We start from the raw sequence: 16,694 nt of genomic DNA, 5'->3' as shown, positions 1-16,694 counted from the left end.
GCCGTAAGGGATGCCCGACGGATGTTGTGACGTTACGCGTTCGCACGTACCCGCTGTAGGCACCGTTCAATCATTGCCAGGGCTGCATCGACTGTTGACCGATTAGTTCGGAATGACAGTATTGCAATCCGGATCACAAAGCGTGAATCAACTTGTGACGAACTAAAGAAGACTTCGCCGTCGGCATGGAGCTGTTCTAAAAGTAGTCGGTTAAGGTGGTTTGAATCGCCGGAAAAAGGATAGTAAAAGTAGCTCACTGACAAGTCAGGATCAGGTCCGACCTCGAAGCCCAGTTCTTGTACCCCTAATCTAAAATAGTTTACCAGAAGAAGCTTCTCTGCCAGGCATGCGGCAAAGGGTTTGGTACCGTACAATTGCAGGGGCAGCCATACACGAAGTCCACGAAAATGGCGCGTAAGCTCCGGCGAAAGGTTTGCCGGGCTTAGTGCCAGCTCCTCATCGGCAGCATCCTGCATGTAGTTGGCAGTGTAAAAGTGCGACTGGAGTACAGCGTGACGGTCCTTTACCAACACGGCTCCTACGCCATAGGGCAGGAACAGTCCCTTGTGCGGATCAACAATGAGCGAGTCAGCGCGTTCAATACCCCTAAAAAGGTGTTTCTTGTCCGTCAGAATAAAAAAGCCACCGTAGGCGGCGTCAACGTGAAACCACAGTCCGTGCTTCTCCGCAATATCAGCCAGAGCCTCCAGTGGATCAACGGCACCGGTATCGGTTGTGCCTGCCGTTCCAACCACAAGGAACGGATGCAGCCCCGATTGCTCGTCGGCAATAACCTGGTCTGCCAGCACCTGGGCATCCATGCGGTGGCGGGTGTCAGTGGGGATGCTGCGAAGTACAACATCTTCCAGACCAATTATGCGGAGTGCCTTTTGAACAGAGTGGTGAACGTGTGAGCTCAGGTACACCACTGCCGAGTAAACATGGGTGCCTTTAATGCCGTGTTTGTCACGTGCAGCCGTCAGAGCAATCAGCGTGGATATTGATCCACCTGATGACAAGCATCCCGTTGCTGTTTCAGGAAACGAGAATAATTCTTTTAGCCAGTGAACAACTTCATTCTCGATCGCTGCAGCACCCGGTGCTGCAAAATACGCTCCTGCAAACGGGTTCGTAACCGCTGCCAGGTAGTCGGCTAATGCACCTGCGTAAATGCCGCCTCCGGGTATGTAGCCCAGATGCCCTCCTGATGCCGCATTAATGCCGGTTCCCACGACCTCGGAGTTGTACAGTTCCAGAATGTCAGTCAGGGGGCTTGGATTGCCGGTAATTGCAACAGATTGTAAAATTTTTGACTGAAAGGCGTTGGTCGAAGACAAACGGTTGATGAAGCTTGCGGCAAAGCCGGTTACGTGACGGGTGAGCGCGGCTCGCTCACCTTCTGACGGTTCAAGAACCGAGCTTTGCTCCTCGAGGTCCTCAATCTGCGATATCAGATCCGCTTTCGTCATAATATCCGGTTGTCCTATGTGTTTCGTGCGGAATGCGTTAACTTCTTAGAGAGCACTGCATCAAGTGAGTAATTACCGGCACCATGCACCATAAAAAAGAAACCCAAAACCAAATACACTAACGGAAGCTCCCGATTCGACAACGGCATTCCACTATGAATATGAAAAAAGATTACCATCATGGTGGCAAAAATCGGGATAGCGGCAATGCGCGTAAACAGTCCTAATGCCAGGAGTACCGCACATCCAAACTCGGCCAGCATTGCCATGGTGAGTGAGAAGCCCGGACTCATGCCAAATACGGCCGCGAACTCAATAGGCTGCTCGCCCAGGAGTTTTGAAAGCTTTGGAAACCCGTGGGTGATCAGCAGGAAGGCAAACGAGACCCGGAGAATCAATACGGTGACATCGGTTAGCCGTTCTGAGGCGAATGGTTGGAAGAGTTTTGTCATCATAGGATATGTGTTGAGATTGTTGGTAATTGTTGAAAGTTAACGCAGAGAATTCAGATTGTGGTACAAACGCCGTTGTCGGCATAGTAAACGCTCCTGGCATCACACCTGCCGTACAGAACAAAAGTATTGAGTGGTGAATGAACCATCGCGGCCAGCCGATACCTGTGTTTCCGCCGGGCCACGGCCGATCCTGCATCAGTGGCAGAATCACAAAACGGTACCCTCGGGATGCCCTCACACGACGTCCGGTTGTTGGCTCCCCCGAACGGATAACAGCCAAACTTGTTGTTCGCAGCTTGTTAACGCTGTGTTACCGTTCCTGAAGCGGACAGCCCATTTTCGAAGTTTTGGTCTTGCTCTTTGCCGACTTTCTCATATCTTCGCAGCCTGAAAAAGCGCCAACTTAGCTCAGCTGGTAGAGCAGTTCATTCGTAATGAACAGGTCGCCGGTTCAAGTCCGGCAGTTGGCTCACTATTCCTCTCCTCATTCCTGCTGATACAACGGCGAGAGAAGATATTGTTGCATTTTTTTATGAATGCCGTGCCATGGGTCGAATAAACACCATCTGTCTTCCGGCCATATTTCTCCTGTTCCTGGTAATTCCATCGTGTACGGAGCCTTCCACGTTTGGAGAGCCCCTTTCCGACAATATGAAGGTGCTGAGTGTATCGGAAGCAACAGAAGACAGTCGGCAGGGCAAGCCGGTACAGGTACAGGGTACAATTACTGCTGTATGTCCTGACGAAGGATGTTGGATGGCAATAACTGATGGGAAGACCGGGCTAAGGATAGCATTTACGAATAGTTCGTTTGTGGTGCCGGTTGATATCGAAGGCACGGTGCGTGTGCAGGGAATCGTTTCTTCGGAAGTCTTTTCGGAAGATGATGCCAGAGTGATGGCGGAAACGATGGGGTGGACCGATGCACAGGTTAATGGCATTCATGGTGATGTTCGGATGCCGGTGATGACGGCTACCGGTGTGAGTCTTGTAGGCAAGTGATTACAGGTACCGCAACAGGTGCCGAGTATCAGAGTGGTCACACCAGTCCTGTGTGTTAGTTTTGCATCATGAAATTTGCCATCATGATGGGTGCCACGATTCTTGGAGTTTGGTTAGGCATTGGCTGGTGGAAACGTGGTGCAAACGGTGGTTATCCGGGTTGGTGGAAGACACTGTGTATTGTTACGATCACTGTTACGCTTGTTCTGGGTATATGGCCGCCAACGGCAGGTACGGTTACTGATGCCGTAACCGCTTCCCGAATGGATTCAGAAATTGTTGTTCCGGTATTACTGCGTCCGGCCGACGGTGGGTTATGGGCTGACGCACGGGATTCTCGTGTCATAATCCAGGTTGATAACATTGTATCGGATACCCATAGCGGATATCAGACAGCCGTTGTTGAGGTACGCCGGCTGACTGACACCCATTTTCGCGGTGTCCGAACTGTGGCTACCGATCCGGTGCTGACCATGCCGTACATAACCGGTTTGGCAGAACGCGCACGGATTATTTTCTTCCATGTACCAATGAGCTGGGTTGCTACCGTGGCATACCTTGTGGCAATGATTTTTGGCATCAGGTACCTTCGGACCAGAAACCTGGATTACGATCACGCTTCCATGTCCATGATAGCCGTGGCTACTCTGTATGGAATCCTTGCTACCATAACCGGTGCTGTATGGGCACGATTTAACTGGGGGATGTTTTGGAACTGGGACCCGAAGCAAACAGCAATATTCCTGGTGCTGCTGATTTATGGTGCGTATTTCTTGCTGCGCAGTTCAGTGCAGGATCCGCATCAACGTGCCCGACTGAGTGGGGCGTACAGTATCCTTGGTTTTGTTGCTGTTCCGTTCCTGTTTTTTATCCTGCCACGGATGATGCCGGGTCTTCATCCGGGCAGCTCGGATGATACCGGCGCCGGCCCGCTGCTTTCAGCAAAGAGTGATGCGATCAACGTTACAAAACAGTGGGTTTTCGGACTTGCGTTGTTTTCGTTTACACTTCTTTTCTTCTGGCTATCCAATGTCCGGTTCAGAATAGCCAAGCTATTGCACACTTCTTCGTCAGTACACCCATGATGGAATTTCTAGCTCTTAATGCACCCTATATTGTTCTCTCATGCGTCCTGATCATCTGGGCCGGTATTGCCTCGTTCTTGTGGCGGCTTGACATAAAAATTAAAAAACTTGAGCAACATCGATGAAACAACGATATTTATTTGGTGCGCTGGTAATAGTGATGCTTACGTTAATTGGTTGGTTTGCCCTTGCCGGCAGCACCGTTGAGTATGTTAACGTTGATAAAGCCGAAAGGCTTGGCAGTACAGTACAGATTGTTGGAACCTGGGTTAAGGAAGATGGCAGCAGCTATGACCAGCAAAAAGATATTTTCAGGTTTACAATGAAGGATGAAGACGGGAAGAAGATCCCCGTTGAACTGAACGGTCCCAAGCCCAATAACTTCGAAATTGCGGTGAGTATTGTGGTGAAAGGTCGTGTTGAAAACGGCACCCTGAAAGCACAAAACGTCCTCACAAAATGCCCGTCAAAGTACGAAGGCGAGGCCGCCGGTGCTTAAGCGGATAATCGTTATTTGTACTATTATTTTAATTCCTGCCGCTTTTTATATCGCCTGGCACTATGGCGAAGCAGCATCGGTTGATTTTGCAACAGCAACGCAGATTGCCTCAACTGCCGATGAAAACGATCAGGCCCCAAAGGTTGTAATCGTTGCCACAATTGCTTCAATTGCAGGCAGCAAAATGGAATGCACAGATAAAGCAGGCGTCCCCTTTGTAATTGAATATACCGGCGAGACGCCACAGTATCCTTTTAAAGTGGGAGCAGTGATGCGTTTTGTGGGACATGTTCATGGCGGAGCATCTCCGTACTTCCACGCAACCCAGGTGTACAATGATTGAGCAAAGTGTAATTCATCTGTTACTAGGTCTGAGTATAGGTGTAACGCTGAGTTACGCACTTGCATTCCGGAAAGGGGCTGAGCAATACGCAGCTATTGGAAGAACACTAATGCTCTTGCTGGCCGGCGGACTTGTTGTCTGTTCAGCTATGCTGGTTATCAACCTGGTCCAACACCAGTTTCAGTTTACCTATGTGTTCCGGCAAAGCTCGCGCGAGATGCCCCTGCACCTGCTTATCGCGAGCTTCTATAGCGGACAGGAAGGAAGCTTCCTGCTCTGGGCAATGTTTGTTGCTCTTATCGCTGTCGTTGTTACACCCTACGCACGACGGCGGCAGTATGAACACGAGTCAATGATGCTGTTTGGCATTATATTAACGTTTTTGACCTTGCTGCTTGTTGCCAAGAATCCTTTTGCGTATTACTGGGAGTCATTTGCTGAAAGCGGAATAACACAGGCAGATGTACCGCTTAACGGCAGGGGAATGAATCCGCTCCTCCACAATGTTTGGATTACCATTCACCCGCCGATTCTGTTTATGGGGTTTGCCAGCATGACGGTGAGCTTTGTGTTTTCGATGACCGGCCTGATAAAGAGGGAGTATCACCGGTGGATTGACGTGGCATTACCGTGGACGCTGTTTGCAACCGTTGTTCTTGGCTTCGGTATCATGCTGGGTGGGTTCTGGGCGTATGAGACTCTGGGCTGGGGAGGATTCTGGGGATGGGATCCTGTTGAGAATAGTAGCCTGATTCCATGGCTGGTGAGTGTTGCTCTGGTTCACACAATGCTGGTTCAGAAACGAACCAAGGGGCTGGTGAAAACAAATATCATACTGGCAATTCTTGCCTTTGTGCTGGTGCTGTACTCCACGTTCTTAACGCGAAGCGGTGTTCTGGGTGATACAAGTGTACACTCCTTTGTAGATCCGGGAGCGTTTGCTTTTTGGATTCTTCTGGTTTTCATGGCAACATTCTTTGCTCTTGGCGTTGGGGCGGTCCTGTATCGCGCCCGCGATATTAATGCCTCGAGGGAAGAGTTTGCTGCTTCCAGTAGGGAGTTCTTCCTGAGTATTGGCTCGGCATTGATCATGGCCAGTGCCATCTTTGTGACGGTTGGTACGTCGTGGCCGGTTATCATGGAAATTCTTACGCTGCCTAAGGTAGCCGTCAGCACAGATTTTTACAATCTGGTGCACCTATTCCTGGTACCTGCTGTAATGCTGGTAAATGGTTTAAGCCTGTACACACAGTGGCGTAGCACGACAATGGAACGATTCCGCAAACGCACTCTTACGGCAGCCTTGGTTGCTGTGCCGTTTACGGTGGCGGGGATATTCCTGGGCATTACAGCCATAGGCATGATCGCTCTTCTGTTTTCGGCGTTGTTTGCGCTGATTGTAAATGTTCAGATTGGCTGGACGGTTGTACGTCGGGGGATCTCGAATGCGGGTGCATACATTAGTCACACCGGTATAGCTCTTCTTGTTCTGGGTGTTGTTAGTATCAGCAACTTTACCGTGATGCACCATGCAGTCCTTATTGAGGGCGAACCGGTATCAGTCGGTGGCTACACGTTAACATTTAAAGGGCGTGAGCAAATCGAGAAGCAGTGGACCGATAGAGAAAAGTTCCGCTACTATGTTGATGTGCAGCCGGATCAACAGCCCGGTGCCAAACCGGTAACATTGGTTGCAACGTTGTACTGGAGTGACTATAACAACAGGGAGAGTGCATTCCTGGAACCGGGAATCCGATGGGGCATTAGTAATGACCTTTACCTAACGCCGAAGGCGACAAATACAGAGGATGTGTACAAATCGGTTGAACTAAAAAAAACAGATCAGATAGTCATGCCGTACGACAGCTCGGTATCACTTAGCCTGGAAGGTTTTGTGATGCCAACACCGGTTGGTGCTGATGCAGAAGGAGGTATCCAGCTCGGTGCGTCGGTTCGTGTGAATGAAACCGATACGCTGACATTGCTTACAACGATTACAACCGGTCAGCAGGGTATGGTTTTTCAACCTGAGTGGACCACCATTCAGGGCACCCGCTACCAGGTAGGCCTAATGCGTGTTACCAGGAATAACGATAATCCCGACGCAAGCACAGCAGTCCTTGGATTTCGTGATTCAGCTGCTCAGCCAAAGAAACCCCGCGAGATTTTTGTGGTTGACTTTTCGGTGAAGCCATGGATATCGCTGGTGTGGGTTGGCGTTATCACCATGGTACTTGGGTTTGGCTTTAGTATTGCCAAGTATATTCGGAAGCAGGGCCGGACCGAACAACCTTCTATCTGAATACCGGTCGCACAGTCCCGGCATTGATTTCAAACAGTAAACCATGAGTTCCTTTTGGAACCTCTCTGCCGAGTACATCAAAAGTGCGAACGTGCTGCAGTGGTGCTGTAGGGTCAAACAACCGTTCACCGTTTTCCCGGCAAATCCCGTTTACGGTAAGTAATCCGTTTAACACGTGGGTTGTAACCGGTACGGCTTGCTGGTTCTGATTAAGCCAGTGACCTACGTCGTAGCGGACTGTATCGGCAACCATGTTACCCAGGACCACTACGCCGTGAACCATCGCAACGGTGTCACCGATATTCAATGCAGTAAATGAGCTTCCTGCATCTACCATCCCATGTGTGGCATCCTGAACTGACCATGACGGGAAGTGCAGACCGGCAGGAACCAGTATGGTGGAATTAAAGGCGGCCCTACCGTTTAACTGCCGGATTTGCATTGCATCAAGTGAGGCTTGCTCTGTTACACTGTCAACGACAACGGCAATGTGTACACTGTCACCAGGCTCTGCATTTGCATCTACTACCCGTAACCAAATTGTTGGCTGGTAGAGTTTCGAAAAAGCCATACCGCCGGTATAGCCATACGATTCGGCCGGACCATATCCGTACACCAAAATTCCGAACCCTGAAACCGAGTCAGTCGTTGCTGGCAACGGCGATTCAGAGAAGTGGCTTCCGCCGTTCACCTTGATGTGAGCGTACCCAAACGTGCTGTCAGAAAACGGTGTGAGTGCTGATACGGCATTACCGTCAACTCGTATTCCGGTTGTGCTCAGTGGAGCAAAAACAGTGATCCAGTGCTCGTTATAGATCGGCTGGTTATTCGGCCTCGGCTCAATACTAATGGTTCGATACTTACTGAGATACTGCTCAATTGGAGGAATGATGATCAGGCTTGGATCACCCGAAAATGTCACATTCCCGTCACGTTTTGTACTCCTGTCCACAATGGCAACCAGAACCGGTTTTGTGGCAACAATGGTCCGACCATTCTGGAGGGGCATTTCCCAGATGTTGCCCGCACGAACCAGCGGGAAGTATCCGCCGCCGTTCACACTCACATCAGTACTGTCATAGTGTGCCAGGACCCGAATGACTGATACGTCGTTCTTTTCTGCCTGCCGTGCGTCGGCAGGCAAATGCAGCGGCGGAACCACGAAACGTTTTCCCCACGTGTCAACACTGGGCAATTGTTCAATCAGAATATCCCGTGAGGCTTCAGAGGATAAGAGCGGAACCTGAGCGCGCAGGTGCGAACCCAGTACTCCTATTGGCTTGTTTGACCGTATGACGGTTCCCGTCAGGTCTTCATGGCGGCTGGATGACGAGACTGACGCCTGAACAAGGTAGCTTTCTCCGCGGTTTAGTTTTATTGTCCTGTTCTTCCATAGTCCAATTCGGGTTCTCGACAAACTCAGGGTAAGATCAACTATCGTAGAGTCTTCAGTTGCGATAATGACAAACTGACTTGGGTAGTACGTTGCCATGCCCATATAGCCGGAAACGTAGTCCGACGGATAGCTCATTACCCTGTATTCAAGCCCCAGTACGTGCGTGGGCAGTGCCAGCCAGGCATCGCTGGTGAGATTGTCACGCACACTGCCGTACACTGAAATATCGGCTTCGGATGTGATGTGGATGCTGGTTGGGACAGCAATTTCGCAGTCACCGGGTGACCCCACCGGGAAGTCGGCTGAGGCCAGCTCATACTCCGAACGGTCAAATACCTCCTCTACAACCTCACCGGCATTTACTGTCCGCCGAGTCGTTGTTACAACACCTCTGCGTGATCGGGCGGCGATAGTAACATTCGTTGTGTTCTCAGACGAAAGGAAAATACTCAGACGTCCGCTGCGTGATGTATGTGCTGTAGGAGGGAATGCCAGCCAGAAGTCGCGGCCTTCAGATGACATCCACTGTTGGCTATGCACCGAGAAGGTGCCCAATACGGCAGCAAGGATGAGAAGAAGGATTTTCATTATTTCTTCTGTCGTCGTTGTTGAATAACATCCGCACATAACTCAAGCATCTGCTGTGCCGCCGCATCCCAGGTAAACCGTCGTGCCCATTCAATAGCATTCATGCTTAGGCGTTCACGCAGCGAGGCATCTGCAAGCACCAGGCAGATTAGACGGGCCAGTTCATCAATATCGCCGTACGGATAGAGCATTCCAGAATATTCATGTTTTACGGAGTCACGCAAACCGGGCACATCGGCACTGATTACAGGAGTGCCACAGGCATTAGCTTCAATATTGGTAATGCCCCAGCCTTCTTTCACTGACGGATTAAGATCGATGTATGCGCGGGACAGATGCTTTGCTTTTTCAGAGTCTTCAACAAAACCATGAAAGCGGACAACGTCGATCAGACCAAGTGCCGTAGCAATTTCTTCAAGAGCCGTCTGGTCATCACCAGTACCAATAACATCCAGGACAACGTTCGGAAATTGCTCGCGCACTTTAACCATTGCGTGCAGGATATGATCAATACTCTTATAACGCTTTAGTCTGCCAAAATAGACCAGTGTTTCGGTTGTAGCTTTTGTAGTGACTTCAAAGGGGAAGAGGCTGGCATCGATACCATTGTAAATAATGTGGATATTCTTATCCGGAATTCCACGGTCAATGCACTCTTGTTTGGTACTTTCGCTTACAACGCATATCGGGATGTTGGCATACACACGGGGAATTTGTTTTTCAAACCACAGTACATACTTTCCGGTGAGCCTGCCTGCCTGCTGATAAATACTGTCACCAAAAAAATGGTGAATGATTGCAAGAATAGGAATCTTTCTGACAAACCGGGGAGTGAAGAACGGAAGCTTATTGATATCATCAATAACAATATCAAACTTTAGCCCCTTACCAACCAGGGTCCACCATAACGGGACGATATAGTTGAACCACGGCCGCCTGCCAATCCTTACAATGTTTATACCATCGCATATTTCTCGGTGTGGTGCCTTCCCATGTCCACAGCAGAGTAACGTAACATGGTGTCCCTTTGCAGCGATGCGCGAAAAGATGCTGTGCAGATGCGACTCGGCGCCTCCGCTTTGCGGGTGAGATTTATCCTGCCAATTAATAACCAGAATGCGCATGACAGTGGATGTACGTTAAACGGCATGCACAGTGGTTACTCATAGCATTAGTTCTGAGGAGTTTCTACCAAGACTTCAACAGTTCTTGAATAGAATCTGCCTTCGGGTGTGTTGTTGTTATACAGTGGGAGCACTTCGCCGCGACCGCTGGCATTATTTTCAGGTACGCCTAATGCCTTAGCTACAGACCGTGCGCGGCGTTCGCTTAACCCTTTGTTGTACGCAGCATCGCCGGTTCTGTCTGTATAACCAACAACCTTAACAGTGCTATTCGGCTGAATGCGCTGTTTAATCAAGCTGATAATTTCCTGATGATCGGGTGTAATGGCATCCTGATCGAAGCCAAACAATATCAATGAGTAGCGGTCAATTTTAATATTTGGCGAACCGCTGCGCTGTTTGTCTTGCGACGTGATACGCCGAATTGGAATTGTTTTCGTTGCCGACGGTATGACAGCACCTCCGGAGTCACGTACGGCAATCAGGTAGCTTACCTGTGTTGCTGTTTTTGGAATCCACGGCACGCTTTCACTGATGCGCCAGTCAATAGCTGTTGGGAGCGGATCCGGGCCACTAAAGGTTTTGAGTAGTTGTTGTCCGTTGGCAATAAAGAGCGTGTAATTTGCTATTGGCATATTTGGCTTGATGCCGGGTTCAAATCGAATTGCGCTTGGCTGTGTAACAACCATGGTATCGGAGCTTTCCACAAATGCAAGGAGCTCGGGTGACGCAGATGAAATTTCGACACGCGCGTTTTCTTCAAGACCGTCAGCGTCAGTAGAACGTGACGGCTTTTCAGGTAGTCCGCGGGTGATCACGTTAATTCGTTTTGGCGCGATATCCCATACATCGGTCAGGTAGTCTGCCACAGCCTGTGCTCTTTCTGCAGCAAGGGATGCATTATTCTCCAGCGGATCGGCGCAGCCTGTGAGTGTAACTGCCGATGCTGGGTTTTCGTTCATCCTCTTGCCAATGATATTTAGAACGTGTGAGTATGTAATCATGGCGTCGAGGTTGTAGAAATTCTTCATCGAGAAGCGCTCTACCTGATCTGAGCTAAGGGTACGATAGGTTTCAGGCAATTCGGCAGAGCCCGGTTTGAAGAAGACATATGGAAGCAAGGGTCTGATACGGGTTGAGAGGAATTCTTCAAGAGTAATACTGCTACCATCGGTGGGTACACCGGTTTCAGTGAGACCGTTATGGCTGATGCTGCTAACAAAGGGAACGTCAGGACTGACTGCTGTTGGTGGTGTGATTGATGTTGCAAACTCGTATAATTCAGAATCAGTCAGCGAATCGTCAACAGGTGGCGGTGCATAGCTGATTCCAAGTCCTGCACGCAGATGATGGGTGGTCCAAGACATGTTGGATGCGTGGGGAAACAGTGAGAAGGTAAACAATGCCTCGGGTGACAGGAACAGTGTGCGGTCAGAATTGAGAGCAAGGTTGTATGTAAGCCCCACGGATATTCCGGCTGCAATCACCGAGTTATCCGGGATCTGTCCGCTCTGCACGTTTCGCTCCCGCGAATTATTGGCAAACGCTCCGTCAACCGGTGTTACAAGAACTTCCTTCTGGCTGAAGTCAGCTGCAAAAACGGCTCCCAGTGTAACGCCTCCCAGCGCCTGCAGATTATTAGCCAGACGGTAGGCCATAAGGGGCTCAAGGTTTATCTGCTGGAAGGTTCCCGTAAGCTGGTGCTCTATTGATGCCTGCGACGGGCCACCTTCAAGGTCCACAATGGGGAGGGTTTCGTTTGACGTAAATGGTGTCTTGAAGGATTGATAGTGCATTCGCAGGTTCAGCGTCAGATCAGTATTTAACGGCTTGATGTACCCAACACCAAGCACAAGACCGGAGCCCGTGGTGCTTGTATATTCCGGACAACAGCTTGATACTCCGGGGATACCTTGGAAACTCGCGCTACTCACGCTAATGTCATAATTGCCGAACAAACTAATGCGGGCGGCATCGTTGAACTCTACGGTAGGAGTAGCTGTTGCATTCCTGGTGGTTTTTTCATGGTTATGCGTTTCTTGTGCATCCAATACCAGAGCAGAAAACAGAGCTAATACTAAGACAAATGATAAATTCTTCATCGGATTACACTAAAACGGTGAGACATTGTATGAGTACGCGTTACAAGATGCAGGGTATAGGTTCCCGGGTCTAGCATCGCAGTATCGAAGGGGATAAGGTAATCGCCGATTTCCAGATCACGCTGAACAGGCACGGCAATGATTCTGCCGGAGGCATCAACCAGGGTAACCGTGGTTGGGCCTGACTCAACAATATGTAAATCGATGGTGGCAAATGCTGAAGCGGGTTGGGGGACAACACGAAGCTCTGCCGGACGATGTACCGTGGCTGCCGAATTGCGGTTGCGCAACAGTAGCCGGGGGCCGCCTTCCCGGCACAGGTCAGAAATGGCAACCTGCCCGTTATTGACTCTAACCTGGACTGTATCGTTAACCCACACCGAGTCAACTGTAATTGCCGATGCTGTATCAGAACCCCAGGTTACAGCAAATGGTATCGTAGCCAATACATCGCCGGACGTAGGAATTGGGAGTGAAACATCAAAGGTGCGGTCACCATTCGGATGAAACTCGCTGGTAATACCCTGAGGCGTAAGGATAGTGCCATTTACCCTAAACCGCGCCTGTATTTCTGTAATCGTTGTCCGGTTAAAGTTTACCTTGTTAATAATGCGAACGGGCACCTGCACCACCGTTCCCAAGGAAGCACTTGTCTTGGGCAGGTCAATTGTGCAGCCAATGTATGACCTGACGTGTGCCTCGAACGTCAGTGCGATGTTTCTGCCACAGAGCGAATCCTGGTAGGTATAAGTTCCTTTGTACTCATTGCCTACGGTGCCTCCGGTAAACCGAATGACGACTTCACTGGATGCTCCGGGCGGGGTAATGTACGGGGTTGCTGCTTCGATACGGAATGCTCCGATCGTTGTACTGTTAACAGGCCAGCGCAATGGCACCGAGCCTGTATTGAAAATCGTAATACGCTGCTCAGCCTGCTCATTTTCGTTAACATTGTCAAACACAACGTTTGTTCTCGACAACTCGAATGCGACACTGTCCTTCCTGGCAACAATTGCAATCTGGGTTACACCGTTCTGTGAGTCAATCGCATTTGACGAAATCACGACCGAAGCATCTTTCTGACTTGCTGTCTGTGGTGCAAAGCGTACCTGAACGTCAACTGAGTCTCCCGAATTAACAGAAACCGGGAACGTAGTTGGTGCCATTACACTGAACTCACTACTGTGAACACCCCCAATATCAATCGAGTAGATCACCAATGGTGATGTGCCACGGTTTCCAATTGAGAAGGATTTTGTTGACGATTCTGTGTTGCACTGATTTGAGTTGAACAGCAGCGTCTGATCTGACGAGCGAATTCGGGCGTCGCCTGCACCCTCGCCATACAGGCGAATGAGTCTGGTTGAGCCATCACTCAGCGTAAATTCAACCCAGGCAGCAAATCTTCCGGCAGCGCTTGGTGCAAAGCGGAGCGATATCGTCCGGCTTTGGTTCGAGTTTAACGTAAATCCGCCGCCGCCCGTAAGGATTTCAAACGCGCCCTGCTGTACTCCCAGCAACAGCGTGCGTGTTATCGTTACCGGCTGGCTTGTGGTGCCCACCCGTATCAGGACTGAAGTGTCGGCGGCATTACCTCCGGCCAGCCTGCGACCAAAGTTCACAACAGGGGGTAGGAACAAAATCGGAGATATGCCAGTGCCTGACAATGTAATTCGCCGTGTTTCGCCTCCGGCATCGATTTCTACGATTGCTTCACGAACACCTTCAGCATTGGGTTGAAATGATGTTGCAATGTTTAGGGTGCCGTTCGGTTCGATATGGTTAACACCTGATGCACTGAGGATGGTAAAATCTTGTACATTACCGGCAATCATACGCCAGCCGTTCACTACAAGGGTGTCAGTCCCGGTATTTTCGATCACGACGGAATTGCGCTGCAAGGCTCTGCCGATTTCTGCCGAGCCATGGTTAACATTCGAATACGTTCCTACGCCGCCGACGATGGTGAACGTGTTGTTGCTTTGGTCCGTAACGGTTTCCGCGTGAGCGATATTCCAAATTCGTATAAACGAATCTGTACCTGCCGTAAGGATACGTTCACCGGTAGGATCACCGGTGGCAGAGTATATCAGGGACGGGCCGGCACTAAACGAACTTTCTAATTCCAGCGAGCTTGTTTTGAAGGTTTTTGCTGTGCCGTCACCTCCGCCAACAAGCAACTTGCTGCCTGCGTTTGCAAATTCAAGTGATAGGATCGACGCTATGGAAGGGGCTGAGGTTTTCCGTATGGCACCGGAAGTCAGGTTCCAGGTACGTACAACAAAATCGCTGCCACCGGTAGCAACCGTTGAATTATCCGGGCTGATGTCAGCTGCGTACACTGTGGCAGGTGCTGCATCGAACGAAGCAACGACCTGGTAGTCAGAGGTTTTTCTGACAACTGTTTTCGAAGCTTCGGCCGTTACAATATACGTTCCATCAGCCGAGAACTTCACACTATAAACGGGGCCGCCGTCAACCGCAATCGAGTTAACAAGGTTCATATCGGGCCACGAGTAAATACTGATTGCTTTGTCGGTGCCAACAGCAAGAGTACTGCCGTCAGGTGAAAACCGAACTGACCAGACTCTTGATGGTGCGGTGATTGACTGAAGGCGTTCCCCGGTCTCCAACTGATAGGCACGCACGATACCATCATGACCTCCGCTAACACCAACCATTGTTGTGGGATGAGTGGTTACCGTCCACACCCATGCACCGTGAATTCCCAGCTCGCGGATCTGCTCGCCGGTAACAGCATTCCACACACGCACTGTTCCATCATGTCCGCCGGAAATAACCAGTGATCCGTCATGGGAGAATGCGGCAGAATACACCGGTTCGCGGTGTCCTGCAAGCGTAATGATTGCATCGGGTGAGAGCGACGTTCGCTGTACACGAATCATCATGTTGCTTCCGGTACCCGGACCAGCATTCCACTGATATTGTAATCCACTCGCTGTTTCCGTGATAGGCGTCCATGTTACCCCACCGTCAGAACTCCGGTCAAGTCGTACAACATCAGCAGGGAGGACGTTGGCCCACGTGATGTTATAGGGTACACCTGCCTTGAGTTGTTCGCCTCCGTTTGGAGTAGTTAATTCAAGCTTGTCACCGCTGATATAGCTGCCACCTCGAAGGTATAATGGCTGGTACACACAGGCATCAGAGGTAATGGTAATACTTCCTGCTACGCCACTGGTGCTTCCCAGATATCCGATGCGAACCGAAAGACTCTGGTTAGGCTGGATAACAGTACCGGCAGGGATGGGTTCAACGAGGGTAAATGCTGGGTTACTGATGGCAATATTTGTTATTGTAACAGGGTTGACAAGGGCAGTAAGCTGAACGGTGCGTTCAGATGCGGCTGTGCCGGTTCCGAAATCAACACCTCCCGGTTCAGACCAAGCAAGTGTCGGTAAGGTGTTTGATGGTAGTGTGAGCGTGACGCTGCGCTTCGTTTCGGTCCATGTTACCGTTACCTCTCTGGTACTGGTGCATGCATCCGGCATGGTAAACGTGATTAGGGTTTGCTGCGTTTGCTTTGCATGCGAGATAAATGCCCGCGTAAAGTCCTGGGCGTCTTCCTCATTGTTAATATTCTCAATGTACAGTCCGCCAGTACTATCGGCCAGTGACCGTACGTCGGATGTTAGAGCCGTTCTGATACCAACGATATAGATTGCCACACGATAATTCCGTGCAGTGCGAATAATTTCAGCAGCATTGATACTTGGTGTTCCAGTCAGGGTAAGAATGAGTGCTCTTGCATTTCGGCTGCTACGAAGGTGACTCAAAGCCCCCTCCGTATTCTCAAGAATTGCACTGTCCAGGTTGCATCCAACACCGGGCTTGAGATCATCCAAAGCCTGTATTAAGCTGAGTTTATCTTGGTTCATTCCATACAGGAGAGTTGGCCGGATATCGAATTTGCCAAGTCCCACTTCGTCACTGAGACCATTGTCGTAATCTGTTGCTGTTAAAGCAACGGCCTTGGTAATCTGAAGGTTGGAGGGCGAGCCAATGTTGAGTGCTGCCGAGGCATCACACATGAGAATGCACGAAATGTTCCGTGGTGATGCCGATGGTCCCAGAACTCCCTGGGCAGGCACTTCAGTACCGTCAACAGTAACAACGGGATTAGAGACTACGGTGTGAATGCCCAGGTTAGAATACCCATATACCTGCAACTCAACATTGGGGTAGTTGGTAAGCTTGTGACCAACCACAACAAATGTCTGTGCATTTGTATGCAACGGTGCAAAACAACATAGAATCAGAATCAGAAGCAGAGCAAAAGAACGCATTTCGGGCTCTCGTCAGGTATGA

11 protein-coding genes and 1 tRNA gene are annotated in these 16,694 nt (G+C 50.1%); 6 read left to right on the top strand and 6 right to left on the bottom strand.

The features are described from left to right. Positions 1-32: 32 nt before the first annotated feature. Positions 33-1,469, bottom strand: a complete 1,437-nt coding sequence (locus HRU79_01115; protein QOJ25314.1) for an aminotransferase class V-fold PLP-dependent enzyme — start codon at positions 1,467-1,469, stop codon at positions 33-35. A gap of 14 nt (positions 1,470-1,483) precedes the next feature. Further along, positions 1,484-1,924: a DoxX family protein gene (locus HRU79_01110; GenBank protein QOJ25313.1), complete on the bottom strand. Its 441-nt coding sequence runs from the start codon at positions 1,922-1,924 to the stop codon at positions 1,484-1,486. 397 nt (positions 1,925-2,321) lie between these two features. Here HRU79_01110 and HRU79_01105 point away from each other — a divergent pair. From HRU79_01105 to ccsA (HRU79_01080), 6 genes are all read left to right on the top strand, one after another. Continuing rightward, positions 2,322-2,394 (top strand) — tRNA-Thr (locus tag HRU79_01105). Positions 2,395-2,470: 76 nt separating this feature from the next. Beyond that, a complete protein-coding gene (locus HRU79_01100) occupies positions 2,471-2,926 on the top strand; it encodes a DUF4920 domain-containing protein (GenBank protein QOJ25312.1) in 456 nt (151 codons plus the stop codon). Between the two features lie 68 nt (positions 2,927-2,994). Beyond that, positions 2,995-4,011: a cytochrome c biogenesis protein CcsA gene (gene ccsA / locus HRU79_01095; protein QOJ25311.1), complete on the top strand. Its 1,017-nt coding sequence runs from the start codon at positions 2,995-2,997 to the stop codon at positions 4,009-4,011. A gap of 121 nt (positions 4,012-4,132) precedes the next feature. Next, on the top strand, positions 4,133-4,510 hold the full coding sequence (locus tag HRU79_01090; protein QOJ25310.1) for a cytochrome c maturation protein CcmE: 378 nt from the start codon (positions 4,133-4,135) through the stop codon (positions 4,508-4,510). Next, on the top strand, positions 4,503-4,853 hold the full coding sequence (locus HRU79_01085) for a hypothetical protein (GenBank protein QOJ25309.1): 351 nt from the start codon (positions 4,503-4,505) through the stop codon (positions 4,851-4,853). The genes HRU79_01090 and HRU79_01085 overlap by 8 nt, the downstream gene beginning before the upstream one ends. Further along, on the top strand, positions 4,846-7,155 hold the full coding sequence (ccsA, locus tag HRU79_01080; GenBank protein ID QOJ25308.1) for a cytochrome c biogenesis protein CcsA: 2,310 nt from the start codon (positions 4,846-4,848) through the stop codon (positions 7,153-7,155). Before HRU79_01085 ends, ccsA (HRU79_01080) begins: the two co-directional genes overlap by 8 nt. Here ccsA (HRU79_01080) and HRU79_01075 read toward each other — a convergent pair. From HRU79_01075 to HRU79_01060, 4 genes are read right to left on the bottom strand one after another with little or no spacing between them, the layout of a single operon-like run. Then, entirely contained in the window at positions 7,148-9,139 is a 1,992-nt protein-coding gene (locus HRU79_01075; GenBank protein QOJ25307.1) for an IgGFc-binding protein, read from the bottom strand. The genes ccsA (HRU79_01080) and HRU79_01075 overlap by 8 nt on opposite strands. Continuing rightward, positions 9,139-10,263, bottom strand: coding sequence for a glycosyltransferase family 4 protein (locus tag HRU79_01070; GenBank protein ID QOJ25306.1), 1,125 nt, complete (start codon positions 10,261-10,263; stop codon positions 9,139-9,141). Before HRU79_01070 ends, HRU79_01075 begins: the two co-directional genes overlap by 1 nt. A 47-nt stretch (positions 10,264-10,310) precedes the next feature. Then, entirely contained in the window at positions 10,311-12,365 is a 2,055-nt protein-coding gene (locus HRU79_01065) for an OmpA family protein (GenBank protein ID QOJ25305.1), read from the bottom strand. Beyond that, positions 12,362-16,672, bottom strand: coding sequence for a choice-of-anchor D domain-containing protein (locus tag HRU79_01060; GenBank protein ID QOJ25304.1), 4,311 nt, complete (start codon positions 16,670-16,672; stop codon positions 12,362-12,364). Before HRU79_01060 ends, HRU79_01065 begins: the two co-directional genes overlap by 4 nt. Between the last annotated feature and the right edge of the window lie 22 nt (positions 16,673-16,694).

It is taken from the genome of Ignavibacteria bacterium (genome assembly GCA_015709655.1).
Lineage (GTDB): Bacteria > Bacteroidota > Ignavibacteria > Kapaibacteriales > Kapaibacteriaceae > OLB6.
The sequence above is the reverse complement of the archived record's forward strand: the minus strand, read 5'-3'. Positions and strand labels throughout refer to the sequence as shown.